The 20,467-nt window shown below is 70.0% G+C and carries 15 protein-coding genes; 7 read left to right on the top strand and 8 right to left on the bottom strand.

Annotated features, from left to right (window positions below; genetic code table 11):
• Positions 1-13: 13 nt before the first annotated feature.
• Positions 14-808, top strand: a complete 795-nt coding sequence (locus WMF33_RS20490) for a hypothetical protein (RefSeq protein WP_437338721.1) — start codon at positions 14-16, stop codon at positions 806-808.
• 7 nt (positions 809-815) lie between these two features.
• Here WMF33_RS20490 and WMF33_RS20485 read toward each other — a convergent pair whose 3' ends face one another.
• Both WMF33_RS20485 and WMF33_RS20480 read right to left on the bottom strand, forming a co-directional pair.
• On the bottom strand, positions 816-2,063 hold the full coding sequence (locus WMF33_RS20485) for a pectate lyase family protein (protein WP_437338720.1): 1,248 nt from the start codon (positions 2,061-2,063) through the stop codon (positions 816-818).
• Between the two features lie 19 nt (positions 2,064-2,082).
• Positions 2,083-3,252, bottom strand: a complete 1,170-nt coding sequence (locus tag WMF33_RS20480; protein ID WP_437338719.1) for a pectate lyase family protein — start codon at positions 3,250-3,252, stop codon at positions 2,083-2,085.
• A 521-nt stretch (positions 3,253-3,773) separates the two neighbouring features.
• On the opposite strand from WMF33_RS20480, the gene WMF33_RS20475 reads away from it, so the two are divergent.
• From WMF33_RS20475 to WMF33_RS20465, 3 genes are all read left to right on the top strand, one after another.
• The gene (locus tag WMF33_RS20475; protein ID WP_437338718.1) at positions 3,774-4,997 is read left to right on the top strand and encodes a pectate lyase family protein; all 1,224 of its coding nucleotides are present in this window, start codon (positions 3,774-3,776) and stop codon (positions 4,995-4,997) included.
• Positions 4,998-5,116: 119 nt separating this feature from the next.
• Positions 5,117-6,616, top strand: coding sequence for a pectate lyase family protein (locus WMF33_RS20470; protein WP_437338717.1), 1,500 nt, complete (start codon positions 5,117-5,119; stop codon positions 6,614-6,616).
• A 117-nt stretch (positions 6,617-6,733) separates the two neighbouring features.
• A complete protein-coding gene (locus WMF33_RS20465) occupies positions 6,734-7,843 on the top strand; it encodes a vWA domain-containing protein (protein ID WP_437338716.1) in 1,110 nt (369 codons plus the stop codon).
• A 175-nt stretch (positions 7,844-8,018) separates the two neighbouring features.
• On the opposite strand, the gene WMF33_RS20460 is transcribed toward WMF33_RS20465, so the two are convergent.
• Positions 8,019-8,678, bottom strand: coding sequence for a hypothetical protein (locus WMF33_RS20460; protein ID WP_437338715.1), 660 nt, complete (start codon positions 8,676-8,678; stop codon positions 8,019-8,021).
• 303 nt (positions 8,679-8,981) lie between these two features.
• On the opposite strand from WMF33_RS20460, the gene WMF33_RS20455 reads away from it, so the two are divergent.
• Positions 8,982-10,067, top strand: coding sequence for a pectate lyase (locus WMF33_RS20455; protein WP_437338714.1), 1,086 nt, complete (start codon positions 8,982-8,984; stop codon positions 10,065-10,067).
• A 49-nt stretch (positions 10,068-10,116) separates the two neighbouring features.
• On the opposite strand, the gene WMF33_RS20450 is transcribed toward WMF33_RS20455, so the two are convergent.
• Positions 10,117-10,746: an HD domain-containing protein gene (locus WMF33_RS20450; protein WP_437339503.1), complete on the bottom strand. Its 630-nt coding sequence runs from the start codon at positions 10,744-10,746 to the stop codon at positions 10,117-10,119.
• 86 nt (positions 10,747-10,832) lie between these two features.
• Complete coding sequence (locus WMF33_RS20445; protein ID WP_437338713.1) at positions 10,833-11,822, bottom strand: diguanylate cyclase; 990 nt, start codon at positions 11,820-11,822, stop codon at positions 10,833-10,835.
• A 132-nt stretch (positions 11,823-11,954) separates the two neighbouring features.
• On the opposite strand from WMF33_RS20445, the gene WMF33_RS20440 reads away from it, so the two are divergent.
• A complete protein-coding gene (locus WMF33_RS20440) occupies positions 11,955-13,280 on the top strand; it encodes a sigma 54-interacting transcriptional regulator (RefSeq protein ID WP_437338712.1) in 1,326 nt (441 codons plus the stop codon).
• Between the two features lie 269 nt (positions 13,281-13,549).
• Positions 13,550-13,921 carry a hypothetical protein gene (locus tag WMF33_RS20435; RefSeq protein ID WP_437338711.1) on the top strand — a complete coding sequence of 124 codons (372 nt, stop codon included), beginning with the start codon at positions 13,550-13,552 and terminating at the stop codon, positions 13,919-13,921.
• Positions 13,922-14,767: 846 nt separating this feature from the next.
• On the opposite strand, the gene WMF33_RS20430 is transcribed toward WMF33_RS20435, so the two are convergent.
• The 3 genes from WMF33_RS20430 to WMF33_RS20420 form a co-directional block, all read right to left on the bottom strand.
• A complete protein-coding gene (locus WMF33_RS20430) occupies positions 14,768-15,445 on the bottom strand; it encodes a leucine-rich repeat domain-containing protein (protein ID WP_437338710.1) in 678 nt (225 codons plus the stop codon).
• Positions 15,442-19,335 (bottom strand): RHS repeat-associated core domain-containing protein, encoded by a 3,894-nt coding sequence (locus tag WMF33_RS20425; protein ID WP_437339502.1) that lies wholly within the window; start codon positions 19,333-19,335, stop codon positions 15,442-15,444. The genes WMF33_RS20430 and WMF33_RS20425 overlap by 4 nt, the downstream gene beginning before the upstream one ends.
• A gap of 283 nt (positions 19,336-19,618) precedes the next feature.
• A complete protein-coding gene (locus WMF33_RS20420) occupies positions 19,619-20,440 on the bottom strand; it encodes a hypothetical protein (RefSeq protein ID WP_437338709.1) in 822 nt (273 codons plus the stop codon).
• Between the last annotated feature and the right edge of the window lie 27 nt (positions 20,441-20,467).

Raw genomic sequence — 20,467 nt, 5'->3', positions numbered from 1 at the left:
GAGGGGCATCGCGATGCGGGACTTGAAGGGGATCGTCGAGGTGGAGCTGCTCGTCGAGGAGAACGGCGCGCTCGCGCCGGCGCGGGAGTACGTTCACCGCGACACGACGTACGTCGAGGGGCGGTCGGGCCAGCGCTATGCGCTGCGCGTGCGGAACCTGACGGGCGGGCGCGTGGAGGTCGTGCCCTCGGTCGACGGGCTCGACGTGCAGCGCGGTCAGGACGCCTCGTTCGACCTGCGCGGCCTCGTGATCGGGCCTCACGACGCGTTCGATTTCACCGGGTTCCGCATCAGCCACACCGAGGTCGCGACGTTCCGGTTCGGGAGCATCGAGCAGTCGTACGCCGCGAAGATCGGCAAGCCTCGCAACGTGGGCGTCATCGGCCTGGCGGCGTTCCAGGAGCTCGCGCCGCCGCCGCCTCCCCCGCCGCCTCCGTTCACGCCGCCGCCGCCGCCGGGCGGCGCGCCGCCCCCCGCGGCGACGCGCCCGCCGGCCCGGGCGCCGGGGTACGGCCCGCCGGCGCCCGGTGCCCCGCCGGCGCCCGCTGCCCCGGCGTACGGCCCGGCGCCCGCCGCGTCGCAGGGGCTCGGCACGACCTTCGGGGAGCGGCGCGAGTCGCACATCACGTCGACGCAGTTCAACCGGGCGACGCCGAATCCCGCCGCCGTGCTGGTGATCCGCTACGAGCAGCGCGAGGGGCTGCGGGCGCTCGGGATCGACGTGGACGGGCTCTCCCAGCGTGAGACGGCCAGCCCCTTCCCCGCGGAGACCGGCTTCGCCAAGCCGCCGCCGGGCTGGAAGGGGTGAGTCCGGCTCAGTGCTCGTCGCCGGTCAGCACCCCGGCGCCCGCGCCGGCCGGGACGAGCGTGGGGATCTCCTCGGCGGGATCGGGGGTCCACGCGTAGAACGTCGACGGGTCGAACCCCTGCCCGTTCGCGCTGGCGGGATCCGTGTTGATCACCACGTTGGTGTCGGTCCACGTGAGGTCGGAGCCGCCGTAATCGTCCGTGGCGGCCTCGGCGTCCTGGAGGTAGTTCCCGTCGGCGTAGATGGAGCAGCCCACGCCCTTGCCGATCATGTAGTCGCCGAGCCCGACGGCGAAGTTGTTGAACACGTGGGCGTGCCCGAAGCGGACGCGGGGGTGGCGCTGGTCGCTGTGATCGAACCAGTTGTGGTGGTAGGTCACATGCAATCGGCCCGTGTCCTGCGCGCCGTTGCCGTCGTCGTGGCCGAGCAGCATGGTCTTGACCGTCTCGTGGAAGTGGTTCCACGAGACCGTGACCCAGTCCGAGCCGCGCTTCACGTCGACGGACCCGTCGTGGCTGCGCTCGAACGTGTTGTGATCGATCCACACGTGGTGCGAGAAGCACGGGACGTTGATGGAGTCGTCCGCCGAGTTGACGAACGTGAGGTTCCGGAGGATGACGTTCGATACCGGCGTGTAGCCCTCCGGCGTGGCGGCCGTGCAGGTCTCGCCCGCGCTGGCCGCGAGCTCCTCCGTCCAGCCGCTCACGTCGAAGCCGAACCCGTCGATGGTCGCGTCTGCGCCCACGCCGATGAGGGTCTTGTTGGAGCGCACGCGCAGCATCGGCGCGCCGCCGCCCACGATCGTACCCGAGATCCGGATGACCCTCGGCGCGTCGTCTCCGAGCGCGGCGACCAGCTCGGCGTACGTCGTCACCGTGACGACCTCGCCGCCGGAGCCGCCCGTCGTCGTGGCCAGGCCGTCGGCGCTCACGGCCGCGAAGCCGAGCAGCGACGCATCGGCGGGGCCGCCGCCCGTGGACGACGACGTGGTCGCGCTCGCGCCGGCGCCCGACGAGGCGGCGCTCGCGCCGCCGCCGGACGCCGAGGACGCCGAGGAGCTCTGGGCGCCGCTCGCGACGCCCCACGCCGCCCCCGTCGACCCCGCGGCGGGCCCGCCGCCCTGGCCCGGCGCGGGCGCGCCGCTGCCGCCTCCGTTCGAGGCCGTGTCCCCTGCCCCGGCGCTGGCGCTGCAGCCCGTCGCGAGCGCGGCGTACCCGAGCGCCAGCGCCGCCAAGCACGATGTCCTGTTCTTCAAGGCTCCTCCTCTCGCGGCCTCAGATCCGGCCGGCCCCCGCGTAGCTCATGACCAGCGCCGGAACGTCCTCCGCCCGGTCCGCGTCGTAGGGGTACATCGCGACAGGATCGAACGCCGCGCCGCGCGTCTCGCAGACCGGCGTCGCGGGAGGCGGGGGATCGTTCGGGTCCTCGGACGGCGGAGGCGGCATGTTGGTCTCGATGACGTTGTTGCGTTCGACGATGTCCCCCGGCTCGGAGTCCGCATACCCCGCCCGGCACGGGAACCACGTGTTCAAGAAGTAGTTGCCCTCCACGACGACGTCGGCCTCCATGCGCGACGCGACCCCGTAGGAGAGGTTGCCGAGATAGTAGTTGTTGAGCACGTGCACCTGGCCGAAGCGGACGCTCGGGTGCCGCGTCTGGGTCCCGTCGAACCAGTTGTGGTGGAGGGTGACCTTGAGGAAGCCGGCGTCCGACGAGGCCGCGTCGGAGTGGCCGATGAGGATCGTCTTGTGGTGGTTCCTGAAGACGTTCCACGAGAGCGTCACGTAGGACGACTCCCGGACGATATCGATCAGGCCGTCGGCCGCGTTCATGAACGTGCAGTGATCGATCCAGACGTTCGTGGTCTCGGTGGTGATGCCGATGGCGTCCTCGTTCGCGTCCTGGAACGTGATGTTCCGGATGATGACGTTCTTCTCCCGGTACAGGTACAGCCCGCCGCCGACGATCTTCGCGTCGGCGCCGAGGCCGACGATGGTCTTGTTCGAGCCCACGTCGTTCATGCCGGACAGCTCGATGGTCCCGGAGATCTGGACGACGCGCGGCTCGGTGCCCGCCATCGCCTCCAGGAGCGCCTCCGCGTCCGAGACCGTCACCACCATGCCGCCTTCGCCGCCGGTCGTCCCGCCGTTCAGCGACGCGAACCCGACGGGGCCGTCCTCAGGGGCGGGCGGCGGTGGATCCGTGGGGGGATCACCGCCGGTCGACGCGCTCGAGGTGCCGCTCGCCGCGCTGGAGGCGGTGCTGCTGGCCGTGGCGCCGCTGCTGGCCGTGGCGCCGCTGCTGGCCGGGGGCGAGCCCCCGGAGCCGCCGGCTCCGTCCCCCGCTCTGGGGGTGGCTTCGTCGCCGCCGCACGCGCACAGGCCGAGCGCCAGCAGCGCGAACGGGAACACGAGAGTCCGACCTGACTTGCTCCTTGAGGTCATCCTTCAGCTTCACCTCTGCCTCGACGGGGATGCTGGCGTCATCGTGTTCTCCGTCGTCGAGGCAGCGGACGTCGGATCATCGATGGATGGCGCTCGCCGGCGGGGCCTCCTCCGGGCTCCCGCGGCGCGCCTCGTCTGTACCGCGCGACGCGCAGCGCGAAGCACACACGCAACCGTTGTGCCGTTCGCCGCCGCGCCCGCACGGGCGCGGTTCGTTTCAGAATTTTTCCGCGGGAGTGGCCGAGATGGCCGGCCCTGACGTGAGCAGCTGTCGATGAGGCGCTGGCGAACCTCCCGCCGATGGCTGTGGGTCAACGCGCGGTTGACGTGGCGTGCGCCGGCGCCGTCAAGCACGTCAACCCGCGGTTGACTCGGCGCGCCCACGGCGCGCTGCGACAAGGGCTCTGGCGCCGCGAGCGCGGCGCGGCTTCCAGCGGGCCGGAATGCCTGTCGGCGGGCGGCTCGGAGAAGGCGGCACCGACATTGCTTGTCGCCCCATCACGGTTCGAAAGGATGTGTTCATGCAAGGCGCTGTTCTCTCGTTGATCCTCCTGGGTTGCGCGGTCCTGGTCGGCTGCTCCGGCGCCGCGAACTCGCCCGGGGCGAGCGATGAGGCGGCCGGACAGGGCGGCACGGGAGGCGGCGCTCCGGGCAGCACGAGCGGACAGGGCGGCGGCGCAACCTCGGTCGGCCACGGCAGCGCTTCGGGCGCGGGCGGCAGCGGTGGGGGTGCTGGCACCGGTGCGGGCGGCCAGGGCGGCGGCGCGACCTCGAGCGGCCACGGCGGGGCCGGCGGCGCGCCGCAGGGGCTCGGGGACGGGCCGGACGGGTTCGCGAGCGTGGACGGTTATGGCGTCAGGACGACCACGGGCGGCGCGGGCGGGCCGGTCGTCACGGTCACCACGACCGAGGAGCTCCTCGATTACATCGCGCGCCCTGGGCCGTACGTCATCCAGGTCTCCGGGACGATCGCGCTGCCCACCGGCACCACCGACGGCATGCACGACGTGACGTCCCACAAGACGATCCTCGGCCTCGGCGCGGACGCGACGCTCACCGGCGGCGGCCTCAAGATCGGCCTGCCGGTGGACGACGCCATCACCTCCCCTCCGCCGGACGCGGTCCACAACATCATCATCCGGAACCTCAAGATCACCGGGGCCTCGGACGATCTCATCAACATCCAGATGTTCTCGCACCACATCTGGATCGATCACTGCGATCTCTCGAACGGGGGCGACGGCGCGCTCGACATCAAGCGGGGCTCGGACCTCATCACGGTGTCATGGAACCACTTTTACGACCACACGAAGACCTGCCTCCTCGGGCACGACGAGCTCGGCGCCCCTCAGGACGTCGGCCGGCTCCGGGTCACCTATCACCACAATTTCTTCGATCGCTCTGATCAACGCAACCCGCGGGTCCGCTTCGGCGAGCCCGTGCACGTCTACAACAACTATTACAACGACAACAGCTATGGCATCGCGTCCACCTGGAACGCCGGGGTTGTCGCCGAGGGCAACTACTTCTTCAGCGTCAACAACCCCGGCCGGGTGCTCTTCGAGGACAACGGCCCTGGCCGCATGATCGCGCGGGACAACACCCTCGTCGAGTGCAACCACGAGATCGAGGTGGCTGGCCCGGTGGTCGAGCCGAGCACCTACTACGACTACACGGTGGACAGCAGCGCGGATGTCCCGGCGATCGTGATGGCCGGCGCGGGCGTGGGCAAGATCGACCTTTGAAGCTTCCCTGCAAAGGCGGACCCCTCGGAGCTGGGTCCACCTCAACAACGGAGAGACCAGTGCACATTCGATTCCTCCGCGCGCGCCGGGCGTCCGACGCGGCCGCCTTGGCGATGCTCATGATTTTCGCGGCATGCTCGACCGATCCCGAGGGAGGCACGGCGACCAGCGGCTCGACCGGCGGCCCCGGCGGCTCGACCGCCATCGGCTCGGGCGGCGGCAGCAGCTCCGCCACCGTCGGCTCGGGCGGCGCAGGAGGCGCGGGCGGCGCATCCACCGTCGGCTCGGGCGGCGCAGGAGGCTCGGGCGGCGCAGGAGGCTCGGGCGGCGCAGGAGGCTCGGGCGGCGCAGGAGGCTCGGGCGGCTCCGCCACCGTCGGCTCGGGCGGCGCAGGAGGCGCGGGCGGCGCAGCCACCGTCGGCTCGGGCGGCGCAGGAGGCACGGGCGGCGCCGGCGGCTCGGGACCCGTCGAGGACGTGGGCACGGTGATCAAGGTGACGACCCTCGACGCGGACGGCCCGGGGTCGTTGCGCGAGGCGATCGAGACGCCAGGCCGACGCATCATCGTGTTCGAGGTCGGCGGCATCATCGATCTGAACAAGGCCCGCCTCAACATCACCGAGCCGTTCGTCACCATCGCCGGCCAGACAGCGCCCCCGCCGGGCATCACGCTGATCCGCGGCGGGATGAGGATCACCACGCACGACGTGCGGATCCAGCACCTCCGCTTCCGCATGGGCGACGCCGGCGCCGCGCCGGCGTCCGGGTTCGAGCCCGACGTCACCACGGACGGCCCCTCCGCGTACAACATCGTGGTCGACCATTGCTCGGTGGCGTGGGGCGTCGACGAGAACCTGTCCGTCTCGGGCCCCCGCTTCGACGGCCCAGCCGGCACATCGCACCGCGTCACCCTCAGCAACAACATCATCGCCGAAGGGCTCCACGAATCCGTGCACGCGAAGGGCGCGCACTCGATGGGCACCCTCGTGCACGACTACTGCACCGACGTCACCGTCGTCGGCAATCTCTACGCCCATAACTACGAGAGAAGCCCCTGGTTCAAAGGGTTCGCGACGGGGACGATCGTGAACAACGTCGTCTACAATCCCGGGAAATGGGCGATGCGGCTGGGCCCCGTCGTCCGGGAGTGGGAGAGCTCGGGCATCGCGCCGGAGCCTCCCAGGGTCAGCGTCGTCGGCAACTACATGAAGCACGGCGTGGACACGTTGCCAGGGCTCCCGATGCTGGGCACCAACTCGATGGGCTCGGCGTACCTGGAGGACAACATCGTCGTCGATGCGAGCGGTGAACCGGCGCTGCTCGTCTCCCCGGCGATCGTCATCCTCCCCGAGAAGCCCGTGTGGCCCGACGGCCTCGTCGCGCTCCCCGCGGCGTCGGTCCTGGACTCGGTGCTCGCGCACGCGGGCGCGCGGCCCAGAGAGCGCGACGAGATCGATCTGCGCATCGTCGCAGAGGTCGTGTCCGGCGGCGGCATGCTCGTGAACAGCCAGGACGAGGTGGGGGGCTACCCGACGGCAGAGCCGACCACGCGGCCGCTGGTCGTCCCGGCCGAGGACATCGAGGGCTGGCTCGAGCGCCTCGCCGACGAGCTCGAGTAGCGGGCGTCGCCCGCGCCGTCGCCGAGCCCCGGCGCGCGAGGCCGCCGCTCCCCACGAGCGGCGGCCTCGGGGCGCTCGCGCGGTGACGTCACCAGGATTCGGCTTGAAGGAGGCACCATGCTGAGAGGATCATCGATCTATTCCGTCGTCGTGTTGGCAGCGCTCTCCGGCTGTGCGTCAGGCAGCGCGAGCGACAGCAGTAGCAGCAGCAGCGACGAGCCGGGCTCGGGCGAGCCGGGCCCCGTCGACCCCGGGTACGGCGACGGGACGGAAGACCCGGGCGGCGCGCCCGGCGGCATCGATCCCAACGCCAACCCCGGCGAGAGCGTGGACTGCGGGCGTCAGAACTTCAACGTCGAGCGCAAACCGGCCAGCATCCTGCTGGTCCTCGATCGCTCGGCGTCGATGCAGGACGATCCGAACGGAGACGAGGGCACGCCGTCGAAATGGGAACTCGTCGTGCCCGCCTTGCAGGAGGTGATCGCGGCGACGAACGAGGCGGCCTCCTGGGGACTCAAGGTGTTCCCGCAAGGCGACCGGACCGGCACCTGCACCGAGGAGAGCTTCCCGCACGATATCCTGATCCCGATCGCGGGCAACAACGCGCCCACGGTGAACCAGGCGATCTCCAGCACGACCCCGGAGGGGGACGGCACGCCGACGGGCGACGCCATCAACAAGGCGGTCGAGTACCTGCAGACGATCCAGAACGACGACCCGAAGTACATCCTGCTCGCGACGGACGGCGACCCGTCGTGCCCCAAGAGCGACTCGGACGAGTTCGCGGTGCAGGCGGTGACGACCGCGGCCGCCGCCGGCTTCCACACGTTCGTGGTCGGCATCGCGTCGCAGGAGAGCAAGGTCAAGGCGCTCAACGGCCTCGCCGTCGCCGGGCTCGAGCCGCGCCAGGACCCGGATCCGCTTGCGCCCAAGTTCTACCTCGCGGCCACGAAGGACGAGCTCGTGACGTCGCTGCTGACGATCACGGGACAGGTCTCGACCTGCCTGTTCCCGCTGAGCGCGCCCCCGCCGAACCCGGACCACGTGGGCGTGTTCGTCGGGGATCAGGCGGTCATGCAAGACGCCACGGGCATGAACGGCTGGAATTACACGGGGCCCGACATGACGACCATCCAGCTTTACGGCGCCGCGTGCGAGCAGGTGGCGAGCAGCGGCGCCGGCGCGGTCAAGGTGATCTTCGGCTGCAAGGACGACCCGATCTACTGAGCCGCCGAGCGCGAGCCGGCCGGGCGCAGCGCTCGGCCGGCCCGCGGATCCGGCGCACGGATCCGGCTCACGGCTCCGACCGAGGAGACCGTCGTCGCCCGGAGGCGCCCTCCCCCGGAGCTCCGCGCCGCGGAGCTCCGCCCTCGTTCAAGAGATCATCCGCGCCTGCCCGCGGCTACTTGTCAAACCACTTGTTGACCGAGCCGCACTCCCACTGAAAGCCGGCGCCGAGATCCCAGCAGACACAGCCCCTGGCGCTGCCGGACTCGTTGCCGATGCACGACGTCCCCTCCTCCGCCGCGGTACAGGGGCTGTTCCGGATCGACGCCGCGCTGCCGTCGCCGCCCGCGGCGCTGCAGTCGACCGCGACCGGGTTGATGGGGTACTGCGCCGGATCGGGCGGCAGACACGGCTCGCAGTCGGCGACGCCGCCCGAGCAGGCGCAGGCGCGCGAGCCGAGCTCCTCGATGCCGCACGCGGAGGGGCACATCCCGGTGAACGTACACGGGTCGTTGTCGTCGAACTCCAGGGGCCCCGGGCACGAGCCGCCGCCACCGCTCGCGCTGCTGCTGGTCGCGCTCGCCGCGCCCCCGCCGCTCGTCGCGCTCGACGCGCTGCTGCTGCTCGCGCTCGCCGCGCCCCCACCGCTCGTGGCGCTCGACGCGCTGCCGCCGCCGCTGCCGCTCGTGGCGCTGCCCGCTCCGCTGCTGGCGCTCGCGCCGCCCGCGCCCCCGCTGCCGCCTCCGCCGCTATCGTCGCCGCACGCGGTGAGCGCCACCGCGAGCGCGACCAGCGCGCTCGTGGCCAGAGGATGGTTGGGTCGTCGTCGGTTCATGGTTTGATGGTCGTTCATGGCGCGGAGCCCTCGTGCACGAACCCGGCCGATGCGCGCGTCCCGGCGGCGCCCCGCGGAGCGGCGTTCCGTGCGGCGAGGGCGCGCTCCGCCCGCGCGCGGAGCGCCGGCGCGTCAACCGCGCTCGTCAACCGGTGTCGACCTGGCGTTGACACGGACGCCGCACCCCACGGCCGCGCGGCAGCCCGGCGCCCCGTGGCGCCCGCTGGATCGCCGCTTGCATTCCCGTAGACCGAGCGCTCCCGGCGCGGATCGTCCATCGTGAATCCAAAGAGAGGTAGCGAGATGAGATTCGGATTGAAGTCAGCTTTCACTTTGCTGCTCGTGCTCGGCGCCGCCGGCGCCTCCCAGCTCGGCTGTTCGGACGACGCGGCGACGCCGGACGACGGCGAAGGGGGCAGCAGCTCGAGCAGCAGCGCCGTCACCAGCGGCGGGAGCACGACCACGGGGAGCGGCGGCGGCGGCGGCGGCGGCGGCGGCGGCAGCTCGAGCAGCACGGCCGCGAGCACCACGTCGGCGAGCACCACGGCCGCGAGCACCACGTCGGCGAGCAGCACGGCCGCGAGCACCACGAGCAGCGGCACCGGCGGCGCGGGCGGCGAGGAGCCGCTCGGCGACGAGATCCCGATGGAGATCCCGACGCCCACGAACGGCGCCGGCGAGATCAGGACCCAGACGACGGTGCTGAAGAACGCGGCCAACGGCGGGCAGGACGTCTACGACTTCAACAACCAGAAGATCGGCGTGAACAACACCGCCGATTGCGACGACGGCGAGGGCCAGAAGACGGTGTTCGAGGTCGAGGACGGGGTCACCGTGAAGAACCTCATCATCGCGGGCGGCCTGCCCGCCGGCAACGGCATCGTCTGCAAGGGCGACTGCACCCTCGATCACGTCTACTGGGAGGACGTCTGCGAGGACGCCGCGACCAACAGCAAGGACGGCGCGACGATGCGCATCAACAGCTCGATCGCCCTGCACTCCGCCGACAAGATCTTCCAGCACAACGCCAAGGGCGGCTCCACGACCATCGTCACGAACTCGTACATCGCCGACTTCGGCAAGCTCTGGCGCTCGTGCGGCGACTGCACCGCCAACGGCGGGCCGCGCAACCTGATCATCGACAACGTCCGGGTGGACAAGGTCAAGACGACGGTCGCGGGCGCGAACCAGAACTACGGTGACACGGTCACGATCACGAACCTCTACGTCAAGGGGGGATACGACGAGGAGGACGACAAGCCGAAGATCTGCCAGGAGTACCGGGCCGTCACCGACCACATGGGCGAGTCGGAGAAGCTCCACGGCGGCGCGAGCCAGTGGAACACCGCCACGTGCCGCGTGAGCAAGAGCGACATCAAGAGCTGGTGAGCGCGTGACCGCGCGAGCGGCGGCGCCCGCTCCGCTCTGCCCCGCTCCGTTACGATCCCACCCCGAGCTTGCGGCGCAGGTTGTCGCGCGCGCGCGCCTCGAGGCGCTCCCGGAAATACGGCGACAGGAAGATGTGCTCCGCCGCGAGCAGCCGCTCGAAGAAGGCCCGCCGGCCCGCGGCGTAGCGCTCGGGCGGCACGGCGCCGTACTCCGCGGCGATCGCGCGGTCGTAGGCGTCGAACGCCGCCGCGTCGCTGCCCAGGATGGCCATGTCGCAGTCGAGGAACAGCGCCTCGTCCTCGCCGACGTCCGCGGGCGCGAGCGATCCGTGGCGCGCGGTGAGCAGGATGAGCCGCGCGATGAGGCCCTCGTCGAGCCCCTCGCCGGGCAGCCAGCGCGCGACGGCCTCGCGCGCGAGCTCGGCGCTCTGCTCCTCGTTGTCGCGGCGGCCTGGCGCGTATACGGCGTCGTGGAAGAGCGCGGCAAGGACCACTTCGCGCGGCCGCCGCCAGCCGACGTCGCGGCCGACCTCGGCCACCCGGCGCAGCACCTCGCGCACGTGGGCCAGGTCGTGGTACGCGCGCCCGGGCTCGCCGTAGGCCGCCCGCACGGCGCTCCACAGCGGCTCCGGCAGGGCGAGCCCGCCCGGCGCCTCCGGCGGCGCGCCGCCGGCGTCCACGGCAGCGCGCGCCTCTTCCGCGGCGTCCGCGGGCGCCTCCCCCGCTTCGCCCGCCGCGTCGGCGCCGCCCGGCCTCGCGGAGGCGGTCACGCGAGCACCAGGTCCTCGGGGCGGAACAGCTCCCCGTCGTACGTCGCGATGCGGCCCTTCTCCGTGGCCTTCGCGTGGTTCTTGGCCAGGTTGGCGCGCCCCTGGATCTCGCGATCCGTCAGGAAGCAGTCCACGTCCGCGACGCACAGCCCGGCGGAGATCGTCGGCGCCCGCTCGACGCGGCGGTAGCGGCGGCGGGCGAGCCGCGCCTGCAGCGCGCGCAGGAAGTCCACCGCCCACGCGCGCGTCGCGTTCGGCAGCGTGACCATGTACTCATCGCCGCCGAACCGGTACGCGTGCCCGTGCCCGAAGACGTGCGCCTCGATGCTCTCCATGAGCGGCGGCAGCACGTGCAGGTCGACCGCGGTCTCGGTGTGCTGCACGTTGAACGCCTTGAAGTCGTCGATGTCGATGAACGCCACCGCGATCGCGGCGCCGCGCAGCGCGCACCGCGCCCGGTAGTGCGCCAGATCCGGGAGGAAGAGCCCGGGCGCCTCGAGGATGTGGAACTTCTCGTCGTACTCGCGCGGCCGGAGCGGCGGCGCCTCCGGCAGCACGGCCTCGGCGTGCCGGATCGACATGTAGTCCGTCAGCCGCGGCACCTGGAGCGCGCGCGTGGCCGCGAACCACGGCGCGGCCATCAGCTGCTCCAGCGCGTGGATCTCGCGCCGGAGGTGCCGGATCGTGTCGGCGTTCACGGCCTTCTGCAGCGGCTCCTCGATCGCCGTGGCGCTGTCGCGCCGCAGATCGATCAGGATGCGCTTGAGCAGCGGGCCCTGCGTCTCGTGGATCGGCACGTGCGGCTGGCGCAGCTCGAGCTGCCGCCCGAGGAGGCTCAGCTGCCCGATGAGCTCCGTCACCTCCGGCGGCTCGTAGCCGCGGAACTCCCGCCGGATCACGTCCGCCACGTCGCGGCGGAACGCGTCCGTGAAGCGGGTGACGCACTGGGACAGGGTCTTGGCCTCGGCCGGCGTGAACTCGGGCATCGCCGCGAGGATACCCTGGCGATACCCCGGCGACGCGGCCGTCCGGCGCCCGGGGCGCACCGTGCGCTGGAAATCCGCCAGGAATTCGGAGATGCTGACCCTCCCCCTCGCTGCCCGTTCGCCGCCCGTTCCATGCACGACTCCACCCGGACGATCACGACCCTCCGAAGCGACGCGGTCGAGCTCCCGGACCTGCGCGTCCTCGTCACCCCCCAGAAGAGCCCGCCGATCGAGGCCACGCTCGGCGTCGCGCCGCTCGTCCTCGGCACGAGCGGCGAGTGCGATGTCGTCATCCCCGACTCGCGCGTGTCGCGTCGCCACTGCCAGCTCCGGTTCACGCCGCGCGGCGTCGCCCTCACCGACCTCGGCAGCAAGAACGGCACGTTCATCAACGACGTCCTGATCGTCGAGGGCTTCCTCACGCCGGGCGCCATCGCCTCGCTGGGCGGCGTCCCGCTCACCGTGCGCGTCGGCGGCGCCCCGGTCGTCGTCCCGCTCTCCACCTCGGCCAGCTTCGGCGAGGCCCTCGGCAGCAGCGTCCCGATGCGCGCGCTCTTCGCCCGCCTCGAGCGCGCCGCGGCCACCTCCGAGACGATCCTCCTCCTCGGCGAGTCGGGCACGGGCAAGGAGGTCCTCGCCCGCGCCATCCACGAGGCGAGCCCGCGCAGCGGCGGCCCCTTCGTCGTGTTCGACTGCAGCGCCGTCGCCCCGAACCTCATCGAGGCCGAGCTCTTCGGCTACACCAAGGGCGCGTTCACAGGCGCCCAGGCCGCGCGCGCCGGCCTGCTCGAGGAGGCGAGCGGCGGCACGCTCTTCCTCGACGAGATCGGCGAGCTCCCGCTCGATCTCCAGCCGAAGCTCCTGCGCGCCCTCGAGGCCCGCCAGGTGCGCCGCATCGGCGCCGCCGCGTACACGTCCTTCGACGCCCGCGTGATCGCCGCCACGCACCGCGACCTCCAGGGCCGCATCGGCGCGGGGTCGTTCCGCGAGGACCTCTACTACCGGCTCGCCGTGGTCGAGGCGGTGGTGCCGCCGCTGCGCGAGCGCAAGGAGGACATCCCGCTCCTGGTCGAGCGGTTTCTCGCGGCGCAGGTGCCGCCGCGCTCGCTCGCCGATCTGCCGCCGAACGCGCTGGAGCTGCTCCGCGGGCACCACTGGCCGGGCAACGTGCGCGAGCTCCGCAACACGGTCGCGCGGCTCGTGCTCTTCCCGCACCTGGCCGAGGAGGCGATCGTCAAGGTGGCGCCGCGGCCCGCCGACATGGGCGTCGTCCAGTTCGCCTCGCTGCCGCTCCGCGAGGCGCGCGACATGGTCGTCGAGCAGTTCGAGCGGACGTTCATCGCGATGAAGCTGCGGGACAGCGGCGGCAACGTCGCGCGGGCCGCCGCGTCGATGGGCGTCTCCCGGCAGCTCGTCCACCGGCTGATGGAGCGCTACGGCATCCGCAGCAAGGGGTGACGAGGCGGGCGGCCCTCAGGCCGTGGACGGTGAGGTTCGGGGAGCTCCGCGAGGTGAGCGCGATGCCGTCGATCCCCGCGCTCGAGAGCCGGCAGGGGCGCGCAGGAGGGGGCTGGCGCTGCGCAGGAGCCGTCCAACTGTAATGAAGGACACTCCACGGGCTGTGTAGGAGGAGCTCGGGGGCGGCGCAGGAGGCGCGCGATTGTAACAAAGGACACTCCGAGGGCGGCGCAGGGGGGCGGCGGGGCCGCGCAGCAGGGCGTCGCGGGATGCGCAGGAGCGCGGCGGGGGACGCGCAGGAGGGCGGCAGGGCCGCGCAGCAGGGCGTCGCGGGCTGCGCAGGAGCGCGGCGGGGGACGCGCAGGAGCGCGGCGGGGCGGCGCAGCAGGGCGTCGCGGGCTGCGCAGGAGCGCGGCGGGGCGGCGCAGCAGGGCGTCGCGGGCTGCGCAGGAGCGCGGCGGGGGACGCGCAGGAGCGCGGCGGGGCGGCGCAGCAGGGACGGCCGCAGGCAGCAGCAGGGCGGCGGCACCGCGCAGGCGCGCAGCCTCTGCGCACAGGACAGGATCCGGGCGCGCACGCTCACGTCGAGGCCGCAGCGGGACGCGCGGCGGACGCTGCGGCCCGGGTCGTTCACGATGTGATCCGTCGGCTGCTCGGGTTGGCATCGGAGCGGCGGGCGTCGCAGCAAGGGGAGAGACCGCAAGGGCGTGAGAGGCGCAACGGGACAGAGATGGATTTGTATTCTTCTCTTTCTCTTCCCCTTGCGTCCCTTGCGCCCTTGCGGTCCTCTTCCCATGAATCGATTTTCGCCGAATTTCAGCGGACGCCTGAGCCGCCTGGCATCCGCGGCGCCGGCCGCGATCCTGTGCTCAAGGGCTACCTTGACGCGCGCTGCGGAGCTTGTGGCGAGCGCCGGGCTCGCGTATCCTCCGAGCCGTGGTGGATGCACGTGACGCTTTGGCGCCGCGGGACGCTCGGCTCGCGGGTCACTGCCGCGAAGGGTATCAACTCGCGCTTCGCGATCCGACCTACCGTGCGGCCGTCCTCGCGAGACTGCAGCGTGAGATCGCTGGACCGCCGGACGACCTCTGGACAGCTATCCCATGGATCTGGACCGCCACGCTCGGCGGCGAGCTGGCGAGGGGCGCCATGATCGCTGCCGTCGAGGACGCTGCCCGAGTTCTTCGCGGATGGCTCGTGGGGATGGAGCCCCTCGAAGCGCTCGAATCGACGTGGGCGGCGTCCTCCTCGGCCTCGCTTGGCCTCGGCAGTACTCTGCGAGCACACCCGTTTGCTGACCTCCGCGCATGGTCGATCCGTCCGCCGTCCGTCGCATCGTGATCGACGCCGCGAGGCTCGTCAAAACGGGCGAGATCGTGGTGTTCGGCAGCGCATCCCTCGCCTTCTGGCTCGAGAATGCTCCCACGTCGCCGCGGTTCGCCATCCAAGCCACTCCCGAGGCGGACAAGCGTCCGCGACGCGAAGGGTCATACGACCTGAAGCGTCGGCCTCCCTCGCTTGCGCACGGCGTCTGGGACTTGCGCGAATTGCTCACCATCCAGGTGAAGCCACGCCAGCTTTGGTAGAGCCCATACCTCCTTGGGCAGAACCGAAAAGGGATTGTCGACGACCCAGAGCTCGACGAGCTCCTTCATCTGCCCTAATTCCCGTGGCAGGAGCTTCAGCTGATTGCCGCTTAGCTCCAGCTTGCGCAGTCTCGGCAGAGCAAAGAGCTCCTTCGGCAATCGTTCCAGCTTGTTGAACCCGAGATCGAGCTCTTCGAGATCGACGAGCGCGGAGATTGAGGCAGGAACCTCTTTAATAGCATTATCGCTCACGTTCAAGCTACGCAGGCTAGTCAGCCCGCAAAGGTTCGAGGGAAACCACTTCAGTTGATTCCGGCTCAAATCCAGCTTCGAGAGCTGACCGAGCGCCGCAAACGAAGACGGCACTTGTCTCAACGCATTGCTAGACAGGTCGAGCTCCTCCAGCATGGTGACCGTCCCGATCTCCTCAGGCAGTTCCTGGAGGCCCAGCGCGCGCAGATTGAGCGTCTTGCCTCCTTGACCCGCGGCGACGATGATCTTTTTGAGCGCGTCGCTCGCGGCGCCCTCGACGTCCGAGTCACCACGCGAGGATGACGCGGCTCTCGCAACTCTCTTCATCTTTTCCTCTCGTTCTTTTGTTGCTGTCGCAGCTTTTCATAGGTGGCGTCAGACTTGCCACTGAATGCGACACCATAATAGCCCTGTGTCGTCGCGGCCTTCGGGTTGGTAGCGGAGCCCAGGTTGTGGTCGTAGCCCGTGGCGACCTCCTTGCCCGCCACACCCTTCCCCTTGACCTTGCAAGAACCGTTCTTGTTGCCCTTGTAGCTGACCTTGTTCTGCACACCTTCTGGCTGCTCCCACACATAATCTACGGTCGAGTTCGTGTCGGCGGCCGCGCGCATCAGCGCCGCGTGACAGGTGGGGCACGGCGGGAACTTGCCTTCGAGTTTGTACTTGCGCTGCCGGCGCGGCAGCTCCCGCGCTTGCTGAGTCTTTCCGAACGCGAGCAGCTCCTGAGCAAACTTCTGCTCACCGCATCCGTTGTTGCGCGGATTGAAACCGGCGGCGGGCGCGTTCAGACCCGGCGATGCCACGCCGCCGGACGGAAATCCGCTCGGGTTACCCGCGAAGTCCTGGAAGGCCGCCGGCGCGCCCGTCAACTGGGCGATGACCAGCCCCAGAGGATCGGGCCAACCGATCGGATTAGGGCCGTAGGCGAACAGGTTGAGCCCACCGAAGTAGCCGATGGGGTCGGGGCTTATGTACCTCCCGAGCTCGGGGTCGTAGTAGCGATAGCGGTTGTAGTGAAGGCCGGTCTCAGGATCGTCATACTGGCCGGGAGCGCGAAATTGCGTCGTCACCTTCGAGCCGGGAGCAGGCCGGGCCTTCCCGAAGATCGAGCGCTCGAGCCTGCCCAGCAGCCGGCCGGTCGCATCCACCAGGTCCGTCGGCGCGCCGATGACGTCTTCGACGTAGTAGACCCACGCGCCTCCTGACGCGTCGCGGTGCCCGAGCGGCATCGGGTCATCGGAGTCCTCGAACAGGTACGTACGGACCGACTCAGGAGCTCCTGAATCACTGACCTTCACCTCGTGAATTAAGGACATGAGGTCCCAAACATAGTGGTATCGGGCGGTGATGCGGCCGTCTTGCAGCGTCCGTTTGGCGACGCGACGCGCGAATGCGTCGTACAGGAACTCTACGCGCATTCCGTTGGGGCGATCGACGCTCTCCAGAAGACCATATGCGTTCCAGGTGTAGCGCCATGTCTCCGGCGTCGGCGATGCCGGGTTTCGCACTGTCTTCTTGATGAGGTAGCCTCGCGCATCGTGGGTGTACTGGGTGTCCCCACGCGTCGTGAGGACGTTGCCCTGCGCGTAGCTGCGCTCGAGACCACGGGCGCCGATCTCGCTGTAATTAGAGCAAGGATCGACATGAAGCTCCTCGCGCGTGCCATCGCCGCGCTGCTTGCAGATAAGCCGCTTCCTGGCGTCGTACTCGAACACATCGGCCTGGCCGGCAGCGGTGGACATGCTGCGGAGCTCGTCAACGTCGGTATACTCGTAGCGGTGATCGACCGCGCCTGCGCGATCGAGCCCGATCCACTCTGGCTCGTGCCTTCGTTGACCCTCTGGCGGCCTCTCGACGTGGCGGCGCCGCAGGCGATTGGCGGCGTCTCGTGCGTCAATGATGGATCCGCCGCCGGCGAGGTCGATGCGCTGCACGGAGCCGAGCGGGCTTCGCGTGATGGAAAGGACGCGACCGTCGCGGTCCTCCAGGGCTGCGACGCGACCGTTCGCGTCTCGCTGCACGCGCAGCTCGTGGCCCAGCGACGTCCGAAGCGACAAACGATCTCCGGATTCGTTGCGCCAGCTCTGGACGACGTAGGTCATTCCTTCCACGGTGACGGATTCTTTGGTGATCCGGCCTGCCGCGTCACGCTCGAACGTGAGCTTAACCTCCGCCGATGAGGCCGTTATCAGCTCGCCACGCGCATCATACTCAAAGCGCTGCGCGGAGTCGTCGGGCGCTATGTGCTCGAGGATCTGCCCCGCCGGGCTGAGCTTCAGCTCGTGCAGGCCGTCGCCTTCGTCGTATCCCGTAATGCGCCCGAGCAGATCGCGCTGGTAGCGGATGCTCGCGCCATGAAACTGGCGCTCCGAGGCGAGGTTCCCGTCTGGCAGGTACGATCGCTCGGACTTCTCGCCTCTCTCGTTCAGGTGGTGTAGCAGCCAACCCTCGCGGTTGTAGGACGCGCGAAGCTCGGATCCATCGGGATGCACGACGCGCGTGAGCCAATTCAGCCCACCGTACTCATAGGTCGTCGTGCGGCCGTCCGGTTCGGTGGTCGAGACCAGATTACCCATGCCGTCGTAGCGATAGCTCGTGGTTCGCCCGAGCTGATCCACAAGGTGCGTAAGCCGCCCCGATCGGGTGTAACGGAGATGAATTTCGTGACCGAGCGGGTTCACGATCCGGAGGAGGCGTCCCCAGTAATCGTACGTAAACTGGTAACGTGCCCCGTTCGGGAACGTGCGAGCGGTGCAGTTTCCATGATGATCGTACTCGAACAGGTGCCTTCCGCCGCGTTCGTCGACAAACTCACGCGGAACACCGCGATCGACGCGATTCAGCTGGATCACTCCACCTCTCTGATCGCGCATGTAGACAACTTCGCCGGAACGGTCACGGTGAATCACAGTGGCGCCGCCGGCGGGATCGACGATTTCAAGCTCTCGTCCAAGCGCGTCGCGCTGGACGTGGAGGGACTGACCGTCGGGATTCGTCTCCCGAACGATCTCATCCATCTCGTCGTATTGCCATATCCACGTAGCCCCTGTCGGATCGGTGAGCGACGTCATGCGGTCTCGGTCGTCGAAGGTGCGCGTCGTGACGCCGCCTCTAGCGCTCACGGCTTTGCCGATTTCGTCCGCAGGCCCACGAAAGAAGCGCTGCCGCCGCACCGAGTCCACAACCTCGGTATAGTCGCCGTCATATTCAAAACGGCAATGATAAATGCCTTTGGCCGGGCGCCCGTCACGCAGGACGGCCGGCGCTTCATGAGCCAGTGCGGGATCGGCGTGTCCCGGATAGTTTCCCCAAGTCTCAACGCAGCGTCCTGCGTCATCGTAGACGAAGTGGAATACGATCCCGCTCGGGTATTCGAGGCGCTGTAGGCGGTGACGCTCGTCGTATGCGTAGCGAGTTGAGGAACCATCGACATCGATGGCCTCAATCAGGTCGCCGCGAGCATCGTACTCGAAGCGGGCGAAAGTAAGCGATCCCCCGTTCGGATCCGGCACGGCGATGGAACGGATTCGACCCTCCGGCGTACTGTTGAAGACGATGGAGCGCCCTGCAGAATCCATCACGTTTGTCAGGCGCCCGGCCTCATAGCTCAAGCGCAGCCAGCCACGGGCTCGATAACTGACCGCAACTAGCCTGTATAGGAAGGACGTCGGCTCTGTCTTGGCGAAGTAATGTATGAACTCGTTGCCGGGCCGTACCACATAGCCCATCTCAGTGCGTAAGATTCCCCACGGCCCGACTGACGCCTGCTCGCCGACGCTATCCAACGCCGGAAGGGTCTCCACGCCGCCGTCACCTGATCGGAGGACAAGCCCGCGTCGGGTCTCTTCCAGAGTCCAGGCCAAGCTGTGTCTCCAGCCGAATCCAAGCCCTACATCCTCGTCGCGTTGAGCAGAGGAATACGCGCGGGTGATCTCGAGGTTGAAGAACCCTGGCAAGAAGACGTCCATCTCGGGGATCGTGAAGACCTCTCCCGAGATGACGTCGACGGGATCTCCTTTGGAGATACTTCGGCTGCAGTTGGTGCAGCCGCCGTTGGCGCCCGGACCGCAGCCTTTGGCGTTCTTGCCACCACCGCTAGGGTCTCCTTGGCCATTCTTACCGCCTGCACCCTGCTTCCCGCCACGCCCACTGCCACTGTTTCCGCGTCCTCGTCCGCCTCCACCGCCTCCACCAGCGATGAAGACACCGGGGTTCATGCCAGGAATCGCGGGGATATTCGGTACGGGTGCGGTGCGTGCCATCGCTGTGTTTCCGGAAGATCCGGGGTAGGCGGATCAGGGCGATCATGGTAGCCGAGCAGCGAGGTGCCGCGATGGCAAAAGGCCGCCCGTGGAGGATGGAAGCTGCAGCCAGCGCGCCGAATGCCAGAGCAGACCTCGGCACGGACGTTGCCGCGCCCCGAGGCGCTCTGGCGACCTGATGACTCGTAGAGTAGCCCCCGGCGCCCCAAGCGAGGGCCGACGGGCCTCCCGCGGGCGCTCAGAAGGAGCCGCGCAGCGAGAGCACAGCGCCGTCCGGCAGCAGGGCGGAGCCCGTGGCCGGCGCCGCGGGGATCATTGGATCGAGCTGGAAGTACAGCACCGTCCCCACCCCCGCGACGACCAGCCCCGCGCCGGCGCTGATGGCGCCGGCCGTCCAGAGGGTGTCGATCGCCTCGACCTCGTCCGCCGTACACCCGGGCGCGCACCTGCTGCGGAGCTCGCTCCGGTCGACGTGCCCCTTGATGCCGAGGAACGCGCCCACGCCGACCGCCACCGCGCCGACGCCGGCGAGCACGAGCGGCCAGCGCTGCCGCACCGGCGCCGCGCCGCCGCGCGCCGCGGCCGGCGGCGCGGCCGCGGGGAAGCGCACCGCGATCGGCAGCGCCTTGTCGCCCGGCGACACCGTGACCACGGTGACGACGCGCGTCCCCGCCGCGTCCTCGAAGGTCAGCGTGTGGCGCCCGGGATCGAGCTCGATCGGATCCTTCGGGAGCGCCTCGACGAGCGGCGCGCCGTCGAGGAGCACGCGCACGCGGCCCGGCGCGTGGCCGTCCGCGGACGTGGCCGACAGCGCGACGCTGGGCATATCGCGCTCGACCCGCTCGCTCCAGCTCTGGCAGTCGCGGGCGAGCGTCGCCGGACACGAGCTCACGCACTGACGGAGCTCGGCCCGGGCGCGCCGCAGCGCCCGGTCGCGGACGAGCTGCTGCGCTTGCTCGTACGAGGCCGCGCACGCTTCTCCCACGCCCTGAGCGCGGGCGCGCGAGCCCGCGAGGAGCGTGACGGCTGCGACGAAGGCGACGAGGAGGCCCCGTGTCATCGCGGCGTAGGCTACACGCTTCCGTCC

This window comes from Sorangium sp. So ce394 (genome assembly GCF_051474665.1).
Classification (GTDB): domain Bacteria; phylum Myxococcota_A; class Polyangia; order Polyangiales; family Polyangiaceae; genus Sorangium; species Sorangium cellulosum_D.
This window is presented reverse-complemented; position numbering and strand designations above follow the sequence as displayed.

Bases quoted from the DNA above. Each gene is read 5' to 3' on its own strand.
- WMF33_RS20455 (WP_437338714.1), top strand. From the start codon at position 8,982: ATGAGATTCGGATTGAAGTCAGCTTTCACTTTGCTGCTCGTGCTCGGC.
- WMF33_RS20445 (WP_437338713.1), bottom strand. From the start codon at position 11,822: ATGCCCGAGTTCACGCCGGCCGAGGCCAAGACCCTGTCCCAGTGCGTC.
- WMF33_RS20440 (WP_437338712.1), top strand. From the start codon at position 11,955: ATGCACGACTCCACCCGGACGATCACGACCCTCCGAAGCGACGCGGTC.
- WMF33_RS20470 (WP_437338717.1), top strand. From the start codon at position 5,117: ATGATTTTCGCGGCATGCTCGACCGATCCCGAGGGAGGCACGGCGACC.
- WMF33_RS20465 (WP_437338716.1), top strand. From the start codon at position 6,734: ATGCTGAGAGGATCATCGATCTATTCCGTCGTCGTGTTGGCAGCGCTC.
- WMF33_RS20490 (WP_437338721.1), top strand. From the start codon at position 14: ATGCGGGACTTGAAGGGGATCGTCGAGGTGGAGCTGCTCGTCGAGGAG.
- WMF33_RS20480 (WP_437338719.1), bottom strand. From the start codon at position 3,252: ATGACCTCAAGGAGCAAGTCAGGTCGGACTCTCGTGTTCCCGTTCGCG.
- WMF33_RS20425 (WP_437339502.1), bottom strand. From the start codon at position 19,335: ATGAACCCCGGTGTCTTCATCGCTGGTGGAGGCGGTGGAGGCGGACGA.
- WMF33_RS20475 (WP_437338718.1), top strand. From the start codon at position 3,774: ATGCAAGGCGCTGTTCTCTCGTTGATCCTCCTGGGTTGCGCGGTCCTG.
- WMF33_RS20435 (WP_437338711.1), top strand. From the start codon at position 13,550: ATGCGCAGGAGCGCGGCGGGGGACGCGCAGGAGGGCGGCAGGGCCGCG.
- WMF33_RS20430 (WP_437338710.1), bottom strand. From the start codon at position 15,445: ATGAAGAGAGTTGCGAGAGCCGCGTCATCCTCGCGTGGTGACTCGGAC.
- WMF33_RS20420 (WP_437338709.1), bottom strand. From the start codon at position 20,440: ATGACACGGGGCCTCCTCGTCGCCTTCGTCGCAGCCGTCACGCTCCTC.
- WMF33_RS20460 (WP_437338715.1), bottom strand. From the start codon at position 8,678: ATGAACCGACGACGACCCAACCATCCTCTGGCCACGAGCGCGCTGGTC.